The 18785-nt window shown below is 62.8% G+C and carries 19 protein-coding genes; 10 read left to right on the plus strand and 9 right to left on the minus strand.

Going from position 1 to position 18785, the window contains the following annotated elements:
* Nucleotides 1-121 precede the first annotated feature (121 nt).
* On the minus strand, nucleotides 122-1111 hold the full coding sequence (locus FFI89_RS19150) for an MBL fold metallo-hydrolase (RefSeq protein ID WP_138829254.1): 990 nt from the start codon (nucleotides 1109-1111) through the stop codon (nucleotides 122-124).
* A 359-nt stretch (nucleotides 1112-1470) separates the two neighbouring features.
* Here FFI89_RS19150 and FFI89_RS19155 point away from each other — a divergent pair, with 359 nt between their 5' ends.
* The 3 genes from FFI89_RS19155 (at nucleotide 1471) to FFI89_RS19165 (ending at nucleotide 2711) form a co-directional block, all read left to right on the plus strand.
* Nucleotides 1471-1923 (plus strand): Hsp20 family protein, encoded by a 453-nt coding sequence (locus FFI89_RS19155; RefSeq protein WP_138829255.1) that lies wholly within the window; start codon nucleotides 1471-1473, stop codon nucleotides 1921-1923.
* A 97-nt stretch (nucleotides 1924-2020) separates the two neighbouring features.
* The gene (locus FFI89_RS19160) at nucleotides 2021-2344 is read left to right on the plus strand and encodes a hypothetical protein (protein ID WP_138829256.1); all 324 of its coding nucleotides are present in this window, start codon (nucleotides 2021-2023) and stop codon (nucleotides 2342-2344) included.
* A 97-nt stretch (nucleotides 2345-2441) separates the two neighbouring features.
* A complete protein-coding gene (locus tag FFI89_RS19165) occupies nucleotides 2442-2711 on the plus strand; it encodes a hypothetical protein (protein WP_138829257.1) in 270 nt (89 codons plus the stop codon).
* 159 nt (nucleotides 2712-2870) lie between these two features.
* Here the strand turns inward: FFI89_RS19165 and FFI89_RS19170 are convergent, their stop codons facing one another.
* The gene (locus tag FFI89_RS19170; RefSeq protein WP_138835464.1) at nucleotides 2871-3401 is read right to left on the minus strand and encodes a DedA family protein; all 531 of its coding nucleotides are present in this window, start codon (nucleotides 3399-3401) and stop codon (nucleotides 2871-2873) included.
* Between the two features lie 274 nt (nucleotides 3402-3675).
* Here FFI89_RS19170 and parE point away from each other — a divergent pair, with 274 nt between their 5' ends.
* The 4 genes from parE (at nucleotide 3676) to FFI89_RS19190 (ending at nucleotide 8066) form a co-directional block, all read left to right on the plus strand.
* Nucleotides 3676-5733, plus strand: a complete 2058-nt coding sequence (gene parE / locus FFI89_RS19175; protein ID WP_138829258.1) for a DNA topoisomerase IV subunit B — start codon at nucleotides 3676-3678, stop codon at nucleotides 5731-5733.
* Between the two features lie 243 nt (nucleotides 5734-5976).
* Nucleotides 5977-6765, plus strand: a complete 789-nt coding sequence (locus FFI89_RS19180) for an outer membrane protein (RefSeq protein ID WP_138829259.1) — start codon at nucleotides 5977-5979, stop codon at nucleotides 6763-6765.
* Nucleotides 6766-7054: 289 nt separating this feature from the next.
* Complete coding sequence (locus tag FFI89_RS19185; RefSeq protein ID WP_138829260.1) at nucleotides 7055-7240, plus strand: hypothetical protein; 186 nt, start codon at nucleotides 7055-7057, stop codon at nucleotides 7238-7240.
* A gap of 55 nt (nucleotides 7241-7295) precedes the next feature.
* Complete coding sequence (locus tag FFI89_RS19190; protein ID WP_138829261.1) at nucleotides 7296-8066, plus strand: SDR family NAD(P)-dependent oxidoreductase; 771 nt, start codon at nucleotides 7296-7298, stop codon at nucleotides 8064-8066.
* An 8-nt stretch (nucleotides 8067-8074) separates the two neighbouring features.
* Here FFI89_RS19190 and FFI89_RS19195 read toward each other — a convergent pair whose 3' ends face one another.
* Nucleotides 8075-9292, minus strand: coding sequence for an FAD-dependent oxidoreductase (locus FFI89_RS19195; protein ID WP_138829262.1), 1218 nt, complete (start codon nucleotides 9290-9292; stop codon nucleotides 8075-8077).
* A 325-nt stretch (nucleotides 9293-9617) separates the two neighbouring features.
* Between FFI89_RS19195 and FFI89_RS19200 the strand changes: the two genes are divergently transcribed.
* Nucleotides 9618-10037, plus strand: a complete 420-nt coding sequence (locus tag FFI89_RS19200) for a cupin domain-containing protein (protein WP_138829263.1) — start codon at nucleotides 9618-9620, stop codon at nucleotides 10035-10037.
* Between the two features lie 28 nt (nucleotides 10038-10065).
* On the opposite strand, the gene FFI89_RS19205 is transcribed toward FFI89_RS19200, so the two are convergent.
* Nucleotides 10066-11571 (minus strand): caspase family protein, encoded by a 1506-nt coding sequence (locus FFI89_RS19205; protein WP_138829264.1) that lies wholly within the window; start codon nucleotides 11569-11571, stop codon nucleotides 10066-10068.
* A gap of 400 nt (nucleotides 11572-11971) precedes the next feature.
* On the opposite strand from FFI89_RS19205, the gene FFI89_RS19210 reads away from it, so the two are divergent.
* Nucleotides 11972-13564: a DEAD/DEAH box helicase gene (locus tag FFI89_RS19210; RefSeq protein ID WP_138829265.1), complete on the plus strand. Its 1593-nt coding sequence runs from the start codon at nucleotides 11972-11974 to the stop codon at nucleotides 13562-13564.
* 145 nt (nucleotides 13565-13709) lie between these two features.
* Nucleotides 13710-14777, plus strand: coding sequence for a GGDEF domain-containing protein (locus FFI89_RS19215; RefSeq protein ID WP_138829266.1), 1068 nt, complete (start codon nucleotides 13710-13712; stop codon nucleotides 14775-14777).
* Here the strand turns inward: FFI89_RS19215 and FFI89_RS19220 are convergent.
* The 5 genes from FFI89_RS19220 to sufD all read right to left on the minus strand — a co-directional run bounded on the left by FFI89_RS19220 (nucleotide 14774) and on the right by sufD (nucleotide 18785).
* Complete coding sequence (locus tag FFI89_RS19220; protein WP_138829267.1) at nucleotides 14774-15223, minus strand: TfoX/Sxy family protein; 450 nt, start codon at nucleotides 15221-15223, stop codon at nucleotides 14774-14776. The two genes, FFI89_RS19215 and FFI89_RS19220, sit on opposite strands and share 4 nt — an antisense overlap.
* 156 nt (nucleotides 15224-15379) lie before the next feature.
* A complete protein-coding gene (locus FFI89_RS19225; protein ID WP_138829268.1) occupies nucleotides 15380-15784 on the minus strand; it encodes an iron-sulfur cluster assembly accessory protein in 405 nt (134 codons plus the stop codon).
* A 63-nt stretch (nucleotides 15785-15847) separates the two neighbouring features.
* Entirely contained in the window at nucleotides 15848-16219 is a 372-nt protein-coding gene (locus FFI89_RS19230) for an SUF system Fe-S cluster assembly protein (RefSeq protein WP_138829269.1), read from the minus strand.
* Nucleotides 16216-17463, minus strand: a complete 1248-nt coding sequence (locus FFI89_RS19235) for a cysteine desulfurase (protein WP_138829270.1) — start codon at nucleotides 17461-17463, stop codon at nucleotides 16216-16218. Before FFI89_RS19235 ends, FFI89_RS19230 begins: the two co-directional genes overlap by 4 nt.
* Nucleotides 17460-18785: a Fe-S cluster assembly protein SufD gene (sufD, locus tag FFI89_RS19240; protein ID WP_138829271.1), complete on the minus strand. Its 1326-nt coding sequence runs from the start codon at nucleotides 18783-18785 to the stop codon at nucleotides 17460-17462. The genes FFI89_RS19235 and sufD overlap by 4 nt, the downstream gene beginning before the upstream one ends.

The raw sequence follows: 18785 nt of genomic DNA on the forward strand, positions 1-18785 counted from the left end.
GCCGCGCCCGATTTTCGTCAAGGTGTCCCCCGTCGTTCCGGGATGGTCCGCAGGACCAGACCCGGAAGTTCGAGATTCCGGGTTCGATGCTTACGCATCGCCCCGGAATGACACCAAGGCCTCAGATCACCGGGCTCCATTGGGCGGGCACCAGGCGGTAACCGCTGCCTTCCTTGACGATGTTGCCGAGGCCGGGGAATGGGTAGTGGAAGCCCTGAACCCGCATTTTGTCGGCGGCCAGCATGTCATAGACCCGGCGGCGGGTGGCTTCGGCCATTGCGGCATCCTGGTCAAAGAACGCGCGCCAGCCCGGATTGGCGACGAACAGCGCCGGATGATTGGTGACGTCGGACTGGATGAAGACCTTGTCGGCACCGGAAGACAGCACATACGAAGTATGTCCGGGCGTATGACCGGGAGTTTCCATTGCGAGCAATCCCGGCACGACTTCCTTGCCCCACTCGTAAGGCGTCGCCTTCTTTTTCAGCCCCGCTTCGAGCACGCGCCGCGCGTTCTTGAAAACAGTCTGCATCCGGCCTTCCGGCGCACGGCTCATCTCGCCGTCGTCCATGAAAAATTTCCATTCCACCGCCGGCACCAGCACTTCCGCGTTCGGGAACGCGAGCTTGCCGTCCGCGTTCAGCAGCCCGTTGATGTGATCGCCATGGAAATGCGAGATCACGACAGTATCGACTGCTTCGAGCGGTATCCCTGAAGCGATCAGATTGGTCTGGAACTGGCCGTTCGTGCCCTTGCTGGCGGCAAGTCCGTCGGGACCCATGCCGGTGTCGAGTATAATCACCTTGCCGCCCATCTTGATGGCAAGCGGCGTGAACAAGAGCGTCATCTTGTCCTGAGGCAGGAAGGCCTTGTCGAGCGCGGCTTTGACATCGTCCAGTTTGGCGTTGGGGATAAAGCTTTCGGCAAGCGCAAACGTCGTCGAGCCGTCGAAAATGGGATTCACCTCGATGTCGCCAACTTTGTAGCGATAGAAGCTCGGCGCCTGCTTGTCGGCCATCGGGGCGGTCGCGTGGGCGGAAAGAGCTGGTAGCAGCGGCGCGCTGACGATGCCGGCAGCGCCGGCCAGCATGTGACGTCGTGTCAATTCCATGGGGTGTCCTCCCTGTGAGACGATGCTATCAGCGGCTTTTCCCGCTTTTTTTTGATCTCGTTGGCGGCGTCATTTTTAGCAGCGTTTCGCCGTCAAGGCGATGACGCTGTCTTGTCGGCTAACCCCTGTATGGCGGGGTTATTCCGGCCGCAAGCGTCAGCCGGCAAGCAACTGTTAATCAGTTTGGGCGGCGGCCTAAATTTTTTCAGAACCCCTCTTGAACTTTTTTCGGGCCTGCCAATTATTTTGTTCGCCGCACCCGGTGTGGCCGGGGCGCCTTTGGGCCCCGTAGTTGAGGCGGGCGCCGGCAGGTGTCCGGCGCCGGCTCGTACCCATCTTGCTCTGAGGAGGATTTGGCTATGAGATATGATTGGACTCCCCTGTGGAGGTCGACCATCGGCTTCGACCGCCTGTTCAACGTTCTCGACGAGGTCCAGCGGACCGCGGAAGAGAGCTTCCCGCCGTATAATATCGAACAGCTCGACGAGAACCGTTTCCAGATTTCGGTAGCGCTTGCCGGCTATACGCCGGACGAGGTGACGCTGACCGCCGAGCAGAACGTGCTGACCCTTGAAGGGAAGAAGGCCGAGAAGGAAGAAAAGACCTTCCTGCATCGCGGCATCTCCACCCGCAGCTTCAAGCGCCAATTCACCCTTGCCGACCACGTCGAGGTCAAGGGCGCACGGTTCGAAAACGGACTGCTGCTGGTCGAATTGCAGCGCGAGATTCCAGAGGCCATGAAGCCGCGCCGCATCGCCATCAACGGGACTGCGCCTGCCAAGGTCGCCCAAATCGAATCCAAGGCCGCGTAATCCAAGGCCGCGTAACTTACCGGCGGTCTGGACCGGCCTGCGCCGCGCGGGAACTTCCCGCGCGGCGCTCCCCACGCGTCAATGAATGGAGGCACCCATGCGGACGACGCCCGCTTACGACAACGTTTTCGATTTCAACGCCCTTTTGCATCCCGGCACGGTATTCGAGCATCCCCGCGATGTCGTTGCCGATCCAGCGCTCAGCCTGTCGGAAAAGCGAGCCATTCTCGCTTCCTGGGCTTCCGACGCTTCCGCCATCGCATCCTGCCCCGCATTGCGCGCGCCTGACGGTCTCAGGGCTCCGGTCCACATCGACCACATCCTCGAAGCGCTTTGCGCGCTGGATGGCAGCGGCCCACGCAACCCACCGGGCGGCAAGCCGATGCGACTGCGCTCAACGGCGCGATGCGCGGCCGCCTGACCAGAGATGACCGTCAATACCGGGCGGGCCCTGGCGCGACATGGGCCTTCCCTTCCAACCCGACAAGGAAAAATAAGAGACCGTCATGGAGTCGACGATGATCGACGAAAACCTCGCTCGCCTGCGTTCTCACCGCAACAATATCCATCGCTACCGCCGGTTGCTTGCAACCGTGCTGAGCGAGTTCGAGCGCAGCTATGTCGAACGGCGCCTTCAGCAAGAGCAAGCATCGATCGATGCCCTCACGGCTGAGACATTTCCCTTCACACTGTCCGCAGTTGATCCCGCTCATCAGAGTGCGGCCGAAGAGGACGGCCATGTTTCAGTTGGATACGTTCATCATAGAGGGCCATCAGAAGGTCGTTGACCACTACCGCTGGCATTACGACACCGCGGGATCTGAGGCTGAACGTGAACACTTTCAGCGCCGGATGGTGGAAGAATATGAGGTGCTGAAGCGTGATACCGAGCCACCGTCCCGTGGGGTACAACACGCCGCATAGGTGCGGCGCCTGCCCTCGTCCCTTCAGACCACCCGCAACAGCCATTCGGCGAGCTTGCCGATCACGTCGCCGAACAGCAAAAGCGCCGCCGACCAGATCAGCGCCGAGATGAAATTGGCGATCTGGAATTGCCAGTACGACATCTCGAAAATCCCGGCCGCGAGCGGCACCGAAGCCCGCAGCGGTCCGAAGAACCGGCCGATGAAAATCGAGGGCACGCCCCATTTCCTGACGAAGGCCTCGCCGCGCGGCAGTATCTCGGGAAAGCGCGACAGCGGCCATATCTGGGCGACCTGTTCCTTGTATTTGAAACCGAACCAGTAGGAGAGCCAGTCGCCCAGCGCGGCGCCAATGCCGCCAGCGATCCAGACCGGCCAGAAGCTGATGCCGGTCACACCGATCAAGGCGCCGATCGCCACCAGCGCGCCCCAGGCCGGTATCAGCAACGAGATGAAGGCCAGTGACTCGCCGAACGCCAGCGCAAGCACGATCGGGGCGGCCCAGCCCTGGTGGTCGCGCACGAAATCGGTCAGGGCGCGCGCAAAATCTTCCATTCCTTGAATGCCTTCCCCGCCCCGTATGCCCCCGCTGAACCCCGGGGGGTCCGCAGCCAACGAGAGGTACGCCAGCCCATTGCGTGACTTCAAGTCACAAAGGCGGACACGGCGCGTGATTGCCTTGTTTTGGGCACCCAGGACCTGATAGAGGGCGCCGATCGGCGGTTGCAACGGACGCCGCTGCCGCCTGCCGTCACTTTCTTGGCCCAACCATGGCATAGTGAGAGCAACCGATTCGCTGCGCGATTTCGCGCGCAACACATAAAGAACCATGTCCAAAGCATTGAAATCGAACGCCAAAGCCAAGGCACCCAGCGACCTGTTTGGGGCGCCGGAATCCAAGGGCCGCACACCCATGAAGGCTGCAGCCCGTTCAGGCAGCGCTGAAGACGCCTACACCGCCGCCGACATCGAGGTGCTCGAAGGGCTCGAGCCGGTGCGCCGCCGCCCCGGCATGTATATCGGTGGAACCGACGAAAAGGCGCTGCACCACCTGTTCGCCGAAGTCATCGACAACGCCATGGACGAGGCCTTGGCGGGACACGCGTCCTTCATCGAGGTCGAACTCGGCGCCGACGGGTTCCTCACCGTCACCGACAACGGCCGCGGCATTCCCGTCGATCCGCATCCGAAATTTCCGAAGAAGTCGGCGCTCGAAGTCATCATGTGCACGCTGCATTCCGGCGGCAAGTTCGACTCCAAGGTTTACGAGACCTCGGGCGGCCTGCACGGCGTCGGCGTCTCCGTGGTCAACGCCCTCTCCTCGCGGCTCGAAGTCGAGGTCGCGCGCAGCCAAAAACTCTACCGGATGAGTTTTGAGCGCGGCCACCCCAAGGGCAAGCTCGAAGACCTCGGCAAGATCAACAACCGCCGCGGCACGCGCATCCGGTTCAAGCCGGACACCGATATTTTCGGCGCCAAGGCGGCGTTCAGGCCGCAGCGCCTGTTCAAGATGACGCGCTCGAAAGCCTACCTGTTCGGCGGCGTCGAAATCCGCTGGCGTTGCGATCCCGAGCTTCTGAAGGGCATCGAGGATGTGCCGGCCGAGGACAGCTTCCACTTCCCGGGCGGCCTCAAGGACTATCTCGCCGCCGCCATTCACGCCGACACGCTGGTGCATCCGGATATCTTCTCCGGAAAATCCGGCCGCAACGGCTCGCACGGCGCCTGCGAATGGGCGGTCGCATGGACGGCGGATGCCGACGGCTTCCTCTCTTCCTACTGCAACACGGTGCCGACGCCGGACGGCGGCACCCATGAGTCCGGCATGCGCAGCGCCATGCTGCGCGGCCTGAAGGACCATGCCGAGCGTCTCGGCCAGGGCAAGCGCGCCTCCTCCATCACCTCCGAAGACGTGATGGTGGGAGCTGCCGTGATGCTCTCGGTGTTCGTGCGCGAACCGGAGTTTCAGGGCCAGACCAAGGATCGGCTTGCCACCGCGGAGGCCCAGCGCATCGTGGAACAGGCAATCAAGGACCCGTTCGACCACTGGCTGTCCGGCAATCCGCTGCAGGCCAACAAGCTGCTGGATTTCGTCATCGAGCGCGCCGACGAACGGTTGCGCCGCCGCGCCGAAAAGGAAACCTCGCGCAAGACCGCGGTGAAGAAGCTGCGCCTGCCCGGCAAGCTTTCGGATTGCACCAACACCGCAACCGAAGGCTCCGAACTGTTCATCGTCGAGGGTGACTCGGCCGGCGGCAGCGCCAAGCAGGCGCGCGACCGCAAGACCCAGGCGATCCTGCCGTTGCGCGGCAAGATCCTCAACGTCGCCTCCGCCACCAAGGACAAGCTCACCGCCAACGCCCAGCTCGCCGACCTGATGCAGGCGCTCGGCTGCGGCACCGGCGCGCAATACCGCGAAGAAGACCTGCGCTACTCGCGCATCATCATCATGACCGACGCCGACGTCGACGGCGCGCATATCGCTTCGCTGTTGATCACGTTCTTCTACCGCCAGACGCCACGGCTGATCGACGAAGGCCATCTCTATCTCGCGGTGCCGCCGCTCTATCGGCTCACCCATGGCAGCAAGACGGTTTACGCCCGCGACGATGCCCACAAGGACGCGCTGCTGAAGAGCGAGTTCAACGCCAATGCCAAGGTCGATGTCGGCCGCTTCAAAGGTCTTGGCGAGATGATGCCGGCACAGCTCAAGGAAACCACCATGGATCCGGCCCGGCGCACCATGCTGCGCGTGGTGCTGCTGGCCGACGACCGCGAAGGCACCGCGGATTCGGTCGAACGGCTGATGGGCACCAAGGCCGAAGCGCGATTCGCCTTCATCTCCGACAAGGCCGAATTCGCCAGCGACGACCTGCTGGACGTCTAATCCCGCCGAGAATCGGGTTTTGATCGACTTTTTCGGGTCATTTCGTCGATTCGAGCTCAAATATGCCCGGATTCTGCTCGTTCTTTCGGCTTTTCCGGGCGGTCCGTTTTCGGACGGGTGTGCTCCCCCCGCAACAGCATTTTGGCGGGATCTGCGTATAGTCGTCGCACTGGGTTTCGGGAATCGGTGCAGGCGCACCAGCAGAGCGGTCGAATTCGGCGCTTCTATATTGAGGGTTTGGACATGAAAAAGATTGTGATCGCTTTGACCGCCATGGCGGCATTCACCGGATCTGCCGTCGCGGCTGACTTGGCTCCCCGTTACACCAAGGCTCCCGCGCCGATGGCAGTGGCTCCGAGCTGGACCGGCTTCTACATCTTCGGCGGCGGCGGCGGCGGCATCTGGGATGCGAACACTGGCACCCAGTCGACCCTCACCGGTGCGCCCATCCTCGGCTTCAACCAGAAGCAGGGTGGTGACGGCTGGTTCGGCACCGTCGGCGCTGGCTATGACTGGCAGTTCAACAGCAACTGGGTCGCCGGTATTTTCGCCGATGGCCAGTTCGGCAGCCTCAAGGGTACGATTCAGGACCAGGGTCCGTTCCTTGCTGGCAATATCAAGAACGACTATTCCTGGGCCGTTGGCGGGCGCCTCGGTTACCTGATCGCGCCGAACGTACTTTCTTACGTGAACGGTGGCTATTCCGACTCGCACTGGAAGGGCACGACGCTGTTCAACACGGCCACTGCGTTGCCCAGCGCTCTCCACACCGATGGCTTTAATCGCGGCGGCTGGTTCGTCGGCGGCGGCGTCGAGAACAACCTGAACATCTTTGGTATCAGCGCTCCTGGCTGGTTCATGAAGACCGAGTACCGTGCGGCCTACTACAACCAAAAGAATATCTCTGAGCTGTCCAACATCACGAACATCTCAAATGGTACCGACATCACCTTCAGGCCTTTCGTGCAGACCATCAGCACCTCGCTGGTCTACCGCTTCAACTGGACTGGGCCGATCGTCGCCAAGTACTGAGATTTAGCTAAATCAGCACCTCAAAAGCCCCGGCATCGTCCGGGGCTTTTTTGTGCCTGGATGCGGCCACGGTCGGAACGCGCCCCAGCGGTTTTCGGACCAAAGGGCCGAAACGCCCCCCTGATCCAGTCTGCCGAAACAGCGCCGTGATCATTCTGTCCTTGCCCGGCGCTTCCGCATTGTATTCGATCGATGGCGACCGCCATCCCCGGGGCAACGGCTCCTGGGGTGCCATTCAAGCTGCATTGTCCCAACAGACAGACCGGAAGCGGCAACAGGGGGAAAATCCATGGCCAGGTCGCTTTCGATCATCGGCTTCGTCGCGCTCGCCATCGGACTGCTCTGGATCGGTCAGGGCACCGGCGCGATCGCCTGGCCGAAATCAAGTTTCATGATCAACCAGCTGCAATGGGCCGGATATGGCGCGCTGCTCGGCGCCATCGGCCTGATCCTGATCTGGCAGGGCAACCGCTGAACACGCCGCTGACCGCAGAGCCTTAACGACCGACGGCAAGCAACGGACACCACCCATGAAGACAGAACTATTCGACCTCACCGGCAAGGTGGCGATCGTCACCGGCGGCAATGGCGGCATCGGGCTCGGCATGGCCAGGGGATTGGCCGCGGCCGGGGCCGCGGTGGCGATCGTCGGCCGCAACGAGGCCAAGTCGGTGGCGGCGGTCGCCGAGCTCACGCAAGGCGGCGCCAAAGCGATTTCCGTGGTCGCCGACGTCACCGACAGGGAGGCGGTCGCGGCCATGACCGCGCGCGTGGCCGGCGAACTCGGGCGCATCGACATCCTCGTCAACAATGCCGGCATCAACATCCGCAAGCCGCCGCATGCGCTCGACATCGTCGAGTGGAACAGCGTGATCGCGACCAACCTCACCAGCGCCTTCCTGTGCTCGCAGGCCGTGCATCCTGCGATGAAGGCTGCGGGCGGCGGCAAGATCATCAACATCGGATCGATGATGTCGATCTTCGGCGCCAGCTTCGCGCCAGCCTATGCCGCGAGCAAGGGCGGCATCGTTCAGTTCACGCGCTCCTGCGCGGTGGCCTGGGCTGCCGACAACATCCAGGCCAATGCGGTGCTGCCGGGCTGGATCGACACCGATCTCACCCAGCGCGCCCGCCAGGAGATCGACGGCCTGCACGACCGGGTGCTGACGCGTACGCCGGCGGCGCGCTGGGGCGCGATATCGGACTTCGCCGGGATCGCGGTGTTTCTCGCCTCGCCCGCCTCCGACTTCGTCACCGGCACCGCCATTCCCGTCGACGGCGGCTACTCGATCATGGGTTGACGCCGACGTCAGGCCTCGGCGACGGCCGGCGACCGCACATGTTCGGGACGAACGCCGACGCCGACGAAACGCGCGGTAATGCCCTGCAGCCAGGGGATCGCGGTGACCAGACGCATCACGAGCGGAGGCTTGAGCAGCTGGCCACCTGGCTTCAACGCGGCATTGATGATGTTGTTCTGAACGATGACCTGCATTCGCTGCGTCATCCACACTGGAAACGCGCGACGCTTGCGCACCGCGTCCAGTTCCTCCTCCGACGGGCAGCCGCTCACGAGCTTCGACGCCAGAAGATTGGCGGTCGCCACGGCATCCTGAACCGCAAGATTGACGCCGACGCCACCGACCGGCGACATCGCATGCGCGGCGTCGCCGATACACAACAACCCAGGTCGCGTCCAGCGCGGCAGCCGGTTGATCGTAACCGTCAACAGCTTGACGTCGTCCCAGCTCTTTATGTCCGACAGCCCCGATGCGAGGATCGGCGCCATGCGCGCGATGTCGTCGAGCAGCGCCGGCAGCCCCCTCGCCTTTACCGCGTCGTACTGGCCCTTGGCGATCACATAGGCGCACTGCCAATAGTTGCCGCGGTCGAACGTCACCATCATCTTGCCGGGATCGACACGGGCAAACAGGCTTTCGTTTTCGTGCTCGCGCTTGCCGGCGCGAAACCACAACACGTCCATCGGTGCGCCGATCTCCTCGATCGCCAGGCCAGCGCGTTCGCGCACCAGCGAATGGCGGCCATCGCAGGCGACGGTCAGATCGGCCTCGATGTCGATGACGCCTTCCGGCGTCTTGACCTTGACGCCCGCGATGCGATTGCCGTCATGGATCAGATCGACCGCCTCCGCGCTCATCATCACCTTCAGCGAAGCAAACCGCTTGCCGCTCTCGCGCAGAAAATTGAGAAAATCCCACTGCGGCATGAAGGCGATGAAGGGGTATTTCACGTCGAGCCGGCCGAGATCGGCGATCCGCACCGAGGTGCCGCCGAACATGCCGTCCATCGTCTGCAGTCGCTGGTGCGGCAGCTTCAGGAACCCGTCGATCAGCCCGAGCTCATCCATCACCTGCAGGGTCGATGGATGCACGGTGTCGCCACGAAAATCGCGGAAGAAATCCGCGTGCTTTTCCAGCACCACGACGTCGATGCCGGCGCGTCCGAGCAGATAGCCGAGCATCATGCCGGCCGGTCCGCCACCAACGATGCAGCAACGCACCTTCATGGTTCACCTCGTTCAAATACGGCGCCAGTCTAACCGGGCGATAATACGCCCGTTAGACAAGCCCAATTCACAAAAAAAGCCCCGAGAGCAACTTCGCCCGAGTTCGCCACCAATCCCTCAAGGGACATGATTGACGAATGGTGACATGTGCGATTTTGGGCCAACCGGTTATCTTGCTAACAAGCCTGTCACGGCTCGTCGGCGATTCAACGGCGAATTTCATCTATCTGACGGCGGCGACGTCAATCACCCGCTTGGTACCCTCTCTTGCCAGAACAAGAAGAATACGCAAATATTTTCAAAATGATGCTCGGAGCTTGTGTCGATGTCTGACGAGGTGCGGATAGGTTCGCTGCGACTGAAGTTCCTGATCGACGATGCCGACAATGGTGGCAAGCTTACGATGTTCGACATGGCTGTGCCGGAGCAGGCCAAGGTACCGGCGGCACATTATCGTCGCGATTTCGAGGAGGTTTGGTATGGCCTTGGCGGTACGCTGACCGTTACGCTCGATGGGGTGGCGCACCGATTAAAACCGGGCGACGCCTTGTTCGTGCCGCGCGGAGTTGTGCACCGCTTCGACAACCTTGATGCAGGGGAAGCCCGCGCGCTCATAACGCTGACGCCGGCGGTCGCAGGGAAGCGATATTTCGAGGACATCGCGGCTGTCGTGAACGCGGGCGGCCCGCCGGACATGGCGAAGGTGAAAGCGGTTATGGAAAAGTACGGGTTAATCGTAGCGTGAGGCACAGCAGCGGACCGGCACGCGAAACCTAGCGCCGGAACGTCTTGATCTCCGACACGCTGCCGTCGCGGTAGGTCAATTCCACCGAGACCGATTTGGTCGACGGCGCCAGCTTGAGGTACGGCAGCGCGTCGTGCGGAATGGCGCTGGGGTCTCTGGGATCGCAGGGCGGCATTTTCAGAACCTTGTCAGGCACTGAGCTATCGATGCCGATCCGTGCTTCGCGGATCGCGCAGCGAAACGACATCAACTGACTGTAATAGACCAGAAGCCCGTTGAACTCGCGAAACGACAGCCAGCTGGTCGCGGTCATGTCGAGGATCTTGCGCTGGTCGCGAATGAGGGCGGCCTCCGGATCGAACCTGATCGGGAACGGCCCCTGGGTCTCGCCATTGGTGTCGACATAGCGCACCTGGATGGTAGCCGCCGGCGCATCGGCCGGAAGCTCGATCGACGAATTCGGCATCCGCTTGCGGGTGCGCGGATCGAGCGTGTCGATGAAGCCGGTTTCGCGGAAGTCGCCGGCCTCCCCCATCCGCCAGGAAATGCCGAGCGTCGGATCGGCGATCGAGAACACCACGCTCCAGCCGCCATTATGGCGCGAGAACGAGGCGATCGGCGCATTGACGGAATCGTTCTGCGGCGCCAGCCGCTGCACCGGCGGCAGCGCCGCAAGCTGCTGTGGCGGCGCGGCCGGCTTCACGGCGTCCGCGGCAGCCGCAGGCCCCTTCGAAGCGCCGTTGAGAAACACGTCGTCGACCATCTGGTCGAAATAGACCGGAATCTGCTTGTGATGGACGGTCTCCGCCATCTCGCTGACGAGGCGCCGCGTGCGCTGCGCGACCTGGACCAGGTTCACGCCGGGCTCCGTCAGTTCCTTGGCAAAGGTCCGCGTGAACACCGAATTGGGATTGCCGTCATCGTTGGAAAGCCGGTCGAGCGCGGTCTGCCGGGGACCTGCCGAGAACACCGAGAACACGCCTTCCGGCAATTGCGTCATCGGCGCCAGCCCGCCGCCGCCGGCCACCGCGCGGGTGCCGGAGCGCTCGAACGGATTGTTGCGGCAGGCATCGAACACCAGAATAGCGGTCCGCACCTTCTTGTTCTGCAACCGCTCGATGACGCGGTCGGCGAGAACGGAAGCGTCGCGCACCAGTTCTTCCTGGCCCTCGGTCGCGGCCGGCACGTCGGTCGGCAGCAGAAAATTCTGGCCCGCGATCTCGAAGCCGTGGCCGGCATAGAAGAAGAACGCGGTATCGCCCGGCCCCACCGCGCGGTCGAACGCCAGCAGCGTTTCGGAAAACGCCTGCCGGTTCTGGTTCTCCGCCACCATCACGGTGAAGCCGAGTTGCTTGAGCGTATCGCCCATGGTGCGGGCGTCGTTGACCGCCTTCTGCAGCTTCGGCACGTTCTTGTAATCGTTGTTGCCGACCACCAGGGCGACGCGCTTCTCGGCATGTGCCGGCGCGGCCAGCACAAGCAGGGCCGCCACGACGGCAACAGCGGAAATGAATCTGCAAAGCCAACCGGTCATCAAGTTCCCCGTCTGCGCAAAGTACTCTTAAAGCCTCGTGGTCCGCGGCCCCATCGTTTGGACCCGTCAAACCGCCACAAGGCATAGTCGGCAGGCCCTGTCCCAGGGTTCAACGGTTGCGGGAAGGGTGACGTCATTTGACCGCCAAATGACGGTTTGGCGGTTATTTGTTCGAAAACATTAAGCTTTTTCGGCCATATCAACGGTTGCAAGATTGACTTTAGCCATTTCGCCCCTATGTTTCGCTTCAACGCGGCCTTGGATCGAAACGCGATTCCCTGGTTTGCCGCTCGTCTGCGTCAGTCAGAGCCCCCAGCTTCCAGAAAGCGCGCCGTTTCGGGGCAAAACGCGACAGCCTTTTTACCTTCGATTCCGAACGGCGGTGTCGACTAGAGGCTCAATGTCTTTTTCCCATCTCGGCCTTTCCGATAAGGTCCTCGCCGCTGTTGCGGCCACAGGTTACACCACCCCTACCCCCATTCAGGAACAGGCGATCCCCCACGTTCTGGCCCGCCGCGACGTGCTCGGCATCGCCCAGACCGGCACCGGCAAGACCGCGGCCTTCGTCCTGCCCATGCTCACGCTTTTGGAAAAGGGCCGCGCCCGGGCACGAATGCCGCGCACCCTGATCCTGGAGCCGACCCGCGAACTTGCCGCACAGGTCAAAGAGAATTTCGACAAATACGGCGTCGGCCAGAAACTCAACGTGGCGCTCCTGATCGGCGGCGTCTCGTTCGGCGACCAGGACACCAAACTGACGCGCGGCGTCGACGTGCTGATCGCGACCCCGGGCCGGCTGCTCGACCACACCGAGCGCGGCGGCCTCCTGCTCACCGGCGTCGAACTGCTCGTCATCGACGAAGCCGACCGCATGCTGGACATGGGCTTCATTCCCGACATCGAACGCATCTGCAAGCTGGTGCCGTTCACGCGCCAGACGCTGTTCTTCACCGCGACGATGCCGCCCGAAATCAGCCGCATCACCGAATCCTTCTTGCACAATCCCGAGCGGATCGAAGTCTCAAAGCCGGCCACCGCGGCGGTCGGCGTGGCGCAGTTCCAGGTCCCCGGCGGCCGCGAGGCGCACGACAAGCGCGATATCCTTCGCCGCCTGCTGCGCGACGCCAAGGACCTCCAGAACGCGATCATCTTCTGCAATCGCAAGCGTGAAGTCGCCGTCGTGTACAAGTCGCTGCAAAAGCACGGCTTCAGTGTCGGCGCCCTGCATGGCGACATGGACCAGTCGGCCCGCACCGCGGCGCTCGATCAGTTCCGCAAGGGTGAAATCCCGTTGCTGGTGGCCTCCGACGTCGCCGCCCGCGGCCTCGACATTCCGATCGTGAGCCACGTCTTCAATTTCGACGTGCCGCATCATGCCGACGACTACGTGCATCGTATCGGCCGTACCGGACGCGCCGGCCGTGCCGGCACCGCGATCTCGATCGTCACCTCGCTCGATACCAAGTCGATCGCGGCGATCGAGCGACTGATCGGGCAACCGATCCCCCGCGCCGAGGGCGACTATTCGGTCAGCCCGGAAGCCTCCGGCGACAGCGATCAGCCGCGCGAGCACCGCTCCCGCGAGGGTTCACGCGGCGGCCGCAAGCCGCGGCGCGGTGAACGCGAGCCGCGTCACGGCGAACGCGAGCCGCGTCACGGCAAGGGCGCCGACCGCGAGCCGAGACATTCCGAGACGAGAGCTTCCGAGACGAGAACTTCCGAACCAAGACATTCAGAGCCGAGAACTTCCGAACCAAACCATTCGGAGCCGCGGCATTCGGAACCGAGGCATCCCAGGGGTGGCCGCAATCGAAGCCCGCAACCACAGGCTGGTTCCGACTCGTTCGCGCCACCGGCCCCCGCGCAGGCTTCCCGCGTGCCCTCGATCGGCCGCCCCGAACCGCGGCGCGCGCAGCGCGAGGTCGAATCGGAACCAGCCGATCACTCGCATCTTCCGGCGTTCCTGTTGCGGCCGGTTCGCGCCCGCGTCTGAGGCGTCATCGATCAGGTTTTTGCGGGCTCCCGGCAAGGGAACCCGTGTTTACCCGGTATTCATTCTCCCCAGTTAACTTGCCGCAATAATTTTAGTCATTGCTGCAAGGCAACGAGCGGCGCTGCTCGATATTGGGGACGGATCAGTGGTCAAGCTGCTGGACGAACACGAACGCACAATGGCTTTCGCCGAAGTTGCGTTGGGCCAGATCAAGTCGCTTCGGCAAACCGCGGTCCCGCGCAATTACGAAATCTGGTACGTCTATGCGACCGGATACAACGCTCCACTCAACAAGATCATCAACGAGACGCTGGCGCGCAACGGCAGACTGAGCGAGTCCGATCTCGAGCAGATCTACGAAACCTATCTCTCGCACATCAAGACCTCCGACCGCATCGACAAGGTCGGCGCGCGCGTGATCGGTGAAATCGACGATGTGATGACGCTGATCACCGAAGCGCTCGGCATGTCGGCGAGCTACGACGCCAGCCTAAGCGGCGCCAGCCGGATGCTGTCGGTCGCGCAGAAGCCGGACCAGATCAAGGCGGTGGTCGAGCAACTGGTGAAATCCACTCACGAAATGCGCGAGACCACCAAGGCGCTGGAATCCCGGCTGTTGCTGTCGAAGACCGAGATCAGCAATCTCCAGCACAGCCTCGAGGCGATCCGCGCCGAAAGCCTGACCGATCCGCTGACCGGATTGGGCAACCGCAAATATTTCGACCGCTCGATCGACATGGCGGTGCAGACGGCGCTCGCCAGCGGCGAGCCGCTGTCGCTGCTGATGTTCGACATCGACCACTTCAAGTCGTTCAACGACTCCTACGGCCATCTCACCGGCGATCAGGTGTTGCGGCTGGTCGGCATGTCGTTGAAGCAGACCATCAAGGGCCAGGACATCACGGCCCGCTATGGCGGCGAGGAATTCGCGGTCGTGCTGCCCAACACTGCGCTGCGCCAGGCGCTGACGGTGGCCGACCACATCCGCCGCGCCGTGATGGCCAAGGAATTGAAGAAGAAATCCACCGGAGAAATTCTCGGCCGCGTCACCATCTCGGTCGGCGTGTCGATGCTGAAGCCGGGCGACGACACCGATTCGCTGATCGAGCGCGCCGACGCCTGCCTCTATGCCGCCAAGCGCAACGGCCGCAACCGCGTGATCTGCGAAGTCGACCCCGAATACGCCGCCGAGACCCGCAGCCAGGTCGCTTAAGCCTTCCGCTTCTTCTTCGCCACCTTCTTGGCAACTCGCCGTTTGGCCGCCGTCTTCCCGGCGGCCTTCGTCGCGACCGCCCTCTTGGTGGTGCCCTTCGCCGCCTTCCGCCCCTTCGGGCGCTTCTTCATGGCCGCGCGTTGCGCCGCCGCCAGCGCCGCCCTCGCCCACACGCTGAGCTCCTCGGAATCGTCGAACAGCCGTGCCGGCAATTCCCAGTACGAGTTCACGGTGACCGTCTTGGCCCGCGTCTGATATTGAAACGGCTTTGAGCCTTCCGCCTCGAATTGCGGAATGGACGCCTCGTCGGCACGGAAATAGAGGCCGGAGCGCAGCGCCAGCGCGAAGTTGGTGCCGTCGGCGGAAATGCCGAAGCCGGAAAACATTTTGCGGATGGTGACCGGCCCGAAATCGGCAAACAGATCGGTGAGGAAATCGCGGTCCATCTTGGCCCCAACGTAGTTGCCAATTCCTCATGGTGAGGAGCCGCGAAGCGGCGTCTCGAACCATAAGGCCCGTGATCTTTTTCGCAACCATCCTTCGAGACGCCGCACAAGGATGCGGCTCCTCAGGATGAGGCCCGTGGGTGTGATCGAAAGAGCTTAAATCTTCGCGGGCGTCAGCTGCACCGATTCGCCGCAGCCGCAGGCCGAAACCTGGTTGGGATTGTTGAAGATGAACTGGGCCTGCATCTTGTCGGCCTTGTAGTCCATCTCGGTCCCGAGCAGGAACAGCACTGCCTTGGGATCGACCAGGATCTTGACGCCCCTGTCCTCGACCACCTCGTCGGAGGGCTTCACTTCATGGGCATATTCGACGGTGTAGGACTGTCCGGCGCAGCCGCCATTCTTGATGCCGACGCGCAGGCCCACGATCTCGGAATCGGCGCGCTGGGTCAGTTCCGTGATGCGTTGGGCGGCAGCCTCGGTCAGGCGCATGACCTGCGGGCGCGGACGCGGCTTCGGCTTGGCTGATGGCGTGGGTGAAGCGGGTGTCATGTCAGTCATGTGATCATTCCCAGCGGCAAATCAATGCCGTCATCATCTTCCCGTAGATCGGTTAAGCCCAGCTCACCACATATTGAGGACGAGGCGGGCCTCGTCGGACATGCGATCCGGCGTCCAGGCCGGGTCCCACACCAGATTGACATTGACGACGCCGACACCGGGAACGCTGGCGATCGCGTTCTCCACCATGGTCGGCAGTTCGCCGGCTGCCGGACAGTTCGGCGTGGTCAGCGTCATCATCACATCGACGGCGCGATCGTCCTTGAGGTCGACCTTGTAGATCAGGCCGAGTTCGTAGATGTCGGCCGGAATTTCCGGGTCGAATACCGTCTTCAGCGCGGCAACGATCTCGTTCCCCAGCCGTTCGGTCTCCTCCGGCGGCAGCGCCGAGACGGTTTCCATGTTGGCGGTTTTGACTTCGGCAGTGTCACTCATGAGAACAATTCCCGCGCCTTGATCAGCGCCTGTGCCAGATGGTCGACTTCTTCACGGGTATTATACATCCCAAACGACGCCCGGCAGGTGGCCGTGACATTGAACCGCTCTAAAAGCGGCATCACGCAATGGGTTCCGGCGCGCACCGCGATGCCCTGGCGGTCGATCACGGTGGCGACATCGTGCGGATGGGCGCCCTTCATCTCGAACGAGATCACCGGTCCCTTGCCCTTCGCCGTGCCGATCAGGCGCAGCGAATTGATTTCGCGTAGGCGGCCCTCGGCATAGGTCAGAAGATCGTGCTCGTGGGCGGCGATGCGTTCCTTGCCGATCGAATTGACGTAGTCGATCGCAGCTCCCAGCCCGATCGATTCCACGATCGCCGGCGTACCCGCCTCGAACTTGTGCGGCGGATCGCCATAGGTGACCCAATCCCTGGTAACTTCGCGGATCATCTCGCCGCCGCCGTTATAGGGGCGCATCGCGACCAAATGATCGTACTTTGCATAGAGCACGCCGATGCCGGTCGGACCGTACAGCTTGTGCCCGGTAAAGACGTAGAAGTCGGCGTCGATGTCCTGCACGTCGATCGCCATGTGCACCGCCGCCTGACTGCCGTCGACCAGCACCGGAATGCCGCGGGCATGCGCCAGCTTCACCACTTCCTTGACCGGCACGACGGTGCCGAGCGCGTTCGACATCTGCGTGATCGCAACCAGCTTGGTGCGATCGGTCAGCAGCTTTTCGAATTCCTCGATCAGGAAGTTGCCTTCGTCATCGACCGGCGCCCATTTGATGACCGCGCCATGGCGCTCGCGCAGAAAGTGCCAGGGCACGATGTTGGAGTGATGCTCCATGATGGAGATCACGATTTCATCGCCGGCCTTGATATTGGGCTCGCCCCAGGACGACGCCACGAGGTTGATGGCCTCGGTGGCGTTGCGGGTGAAAATGATCTCTTCGGTGCGCCCGGCGTTGAGGAATTTTGCGACCTTGGTGCGGCCGCCCTCATAGGCCTCCGTTGCGGTATTGGCGAGATAATGCAGGCCGCGATGCACGTTGGCGTATTCGCTTTTGTAAGCTTCCGTCATGCGGTCGAGCACGGCGGTCGGCTTCTGGGCGGAGGCCGCGTTGTCGAGATAGACCAGCGGCTTGCCATAGACCTTCATCGCCAGCGCGGGGAAATCCTCCCGCACCCGCGCCACATCGTAAGCTCCGTTCCTGACCGCCGGATGCTGGGTCATCCCCGTGCCTCCAGCCAGCGCTGCGCCGCTGCGATCGCAAGTTCGCGCAAGTCGTCGTTGACGACCGATTCAATCGCCTCGCCCACAAACGCCTGGATCAGCAGCGCCTGGGCTTCCTTTTCGGAAAGGCCGCGGGCGCGCAGATAGAACAGCAGGCTCTCGTCGAGCGCGCCGGTGGTCGCGCCATGGCCGCAGGTGACGTCGTCGGCGAAAATTTCGAGTTCCGGCTTGTTGACGGCCTCGGCCTCGTCGGACAGCAACAGCGCCCGCGTCATCATCTTGGCGTCGGTCTTCTGGGCGTGGGGCTGCACGATAATGCGGCCCTGGAACACGGAATGGCCGCTGTCATCGACGACGGCACGGAAGACTTCACGGCTGGAACAATGCGGCACCGCGTGATCCATGAACAGCGTGGTGTCGGCGTGCTGGCGGCCGTTGAGCAGGTTGACGCCGTTGGTCTCGACTGTCGAGCCCTCGCCGGCAAATGCGATGGTCGCCTGGTAGCGGCTGACGCCGGCGCCCGACACCATGCCGAAGGTGTTGAAGTGCGCATGCGCGCCCAGCGTCACCACGGCGGAGCAAATGTTGAAAGCGTCGCGGCTATCCTCGACCAGACGGACATGATCGAGCCTGGAATTGTCGCCGATCGCAATGACCAGGGAATCATGGGCCTGATAGGTTTTGGCGGCATCGGCTGCGATATAGCTTTCAACCAGCGTAGCTGCGGCATCCTTGCCGAGCCGGAGCATCGAGCGCGTGAACATGGCGGCAGGTGCCGCGCCGCTGGCGACGTGGACGATCTGCAGCGGACGCGTCAGCACCACGCCATTGGCGATCTCGATCACCACGCCGTCGGTCATCATGGCGCTGTTGAGCGCGACCATCGGATTGGCACTGTCCGGCGAAAACAATTGCGCCTGCAGCGCAGCGTCGCCGGCCTCCAGCACCTCGCGCAAGGTGCGGATGCTGAGGCCCTTATCGAGGTCACCCAGATCGGAAAGCTTCGGCGCGAACACGCCGTCGACCAGCACCAGCCGGCGCGCGCCCTCGATCGCCTGCAGCTCGACCGCCGCGGAAGCCCGCGTCAGCGCCGCCGCATCCGGCGCAGGCGCCAGCGGCAGCACCTCGCGCATCAACGCGCGCAGGTCGGTGTATTTCCAGTCTTCGATCCGGCGGTTCGGCAGGCCCACGCGTTCATAGGCCTCGAAGGCCACGCGTCTCGCCTCGACCGCCTTGCCGGTGCCCGGCAACCGGTCGTGCACCAGCGCAAAGCTGTCGCTCAGCGCGCGTCCGGTCTCGTTTTTTGCCACAGCTACGTTCAT

It is taken from the genome of Bradyrhizobium sp. KBS0727 (assembly GCF_005937885.2).
Lineage (GTDB): Bacteria > Pseudomonadota > Alphaproteobacteria > Rhizobiales > Xanthobacteraceae > Bradyrhizobium.

Excerpts from the sequence above, each read along its gene's own strand:
- FFI89_RS19150 (WP_138829254.1), bottom strand. The coding sequence starts at position 1,111 with ATGGAATTGACACGACGTCACATGCTGGCCGGCGCTGCCGGCATCGTC.
- FFI89_RS19155 (WP_138829255.1), top strand. The coding sequence starts at position 1,471 with ATGAGATATGATTGGACTCCCCTGTGGAGGTCGACCATCGGCTTCGAC.
- FFI89_RS19160 (WP_138829256.1), top strand. The coding sequence starts at position 2,021 with ATGCGGACGACGCCCGCTTACGACAACGTTTTCGATTTCAACGCCCTT.
- FFI89_RS19165 (WP_138829257.1), top strand. The coding sequence starts at position 2,442 with ATGATCGACGAAAACCTCGCTCGCCTGCGTTCTCACCGCAACAATATC.
- FFI89_RS19170 (WP_138835464.1), bottom strand. The coding sequence starts at position 3,401 with ATGGAAGATTTTGCGCGCGCCCTGACCGATTTCGTGCGCGACCACCAG.
- parE (WP_138829258.1), top strand. The coding sequence starts at position 3,676 with ATGTCCAAAGCATTGAAATCGAACGCCAAAGCCAAGGCACCCAGCGAC.
- FFI89_RS19180 (WP_138829259.1), top strand. The coding sequence starts at position 5,977 with ATGAAAAAGATTGTGATCGCTTTGACCGCCATGGCGGCATTCACCGGA.
- FFI89_RS19185 (WP_138829260.1), top strand. The coding sequence starts at position 7,055 with ATGGCCAGGTCGCTTTCGATCATCGGCTTCGTCGCGCTCGCCATCGGA.
- FFI89_RS19190 (WP_138829261.1), top strand. The coding sequence starts at position 7,296 with ATGAAGACAGAACTATTCGACCTCACCGGCAAGGTGGCGATCGTCACC.
- FFI89_RS19195 (WP_138829262.1), bottom strand. The coding sequence starts at position 9,292 with ATGAAGGTGCGTTGCTGCATCGTTGGTGGCGGACCGGCCGGCATGATG.
- FFI89_RS19200 (WP_138829263.1), top strand. The coding sequence starts at position 9,618 with ATGTCTGACGAGGTGCGGATAGGTTCGCTGCGACTGAAGTTCCTGATC.
- FFI89_RS19205 (WP_138829264.1), bottom strand. The coding sequence starts at position 11,571 with ATGACCGGTTGGCTTTGCAGATTCATTTCCGCTGTTGCCGTCGTGGCG.
- FFI89_RS19210 (WP_138829265.1), top strand. The coding sequence starts at position 11,972 with ATGTCTTTTTCCCATCTCGGCCTTTCCGATAAGGTCCTCGCCGCTGTT.
- FFI89_RS19220 (WP_138829267.1), bottom strand. The coding sequence starts at position 15,223 with ATGGACCGCGATTTCCTCACCGATCTGTTTGCCGATTTCGGGCCGGTC.
- FFI89_RS19225 (WP_138829268.1), bottom strand. The coding sequence starts at position 15,784 with ATGACTGACATGACACCCGCTTCACCCACGCCATCAGCCAAGCCGAAG.
- FFI89_RS19230 (WP_138829269.1), bottom strand. The coding sequence starts at position 16,219 with ATGAGTGACACTGCCGAAGTCAAAACCGCCAACATGGAAACCGTCTCG.
- FFI89_RS19235 (WP_138829270.1), bottom strand. The coding sequence starts at position 17,463 with ATGACCCAGCATCCGGCGGTCAGGAACGGAGCTTACGATGTGGCGCGG.
- sufD (WP_138829271.1), bottom strand. The coding sequence starts at position 18,785 with ATGAACGTAGCTGTGGCAAAAAACGAGACCGGACGCGCGCTGAGCGAC.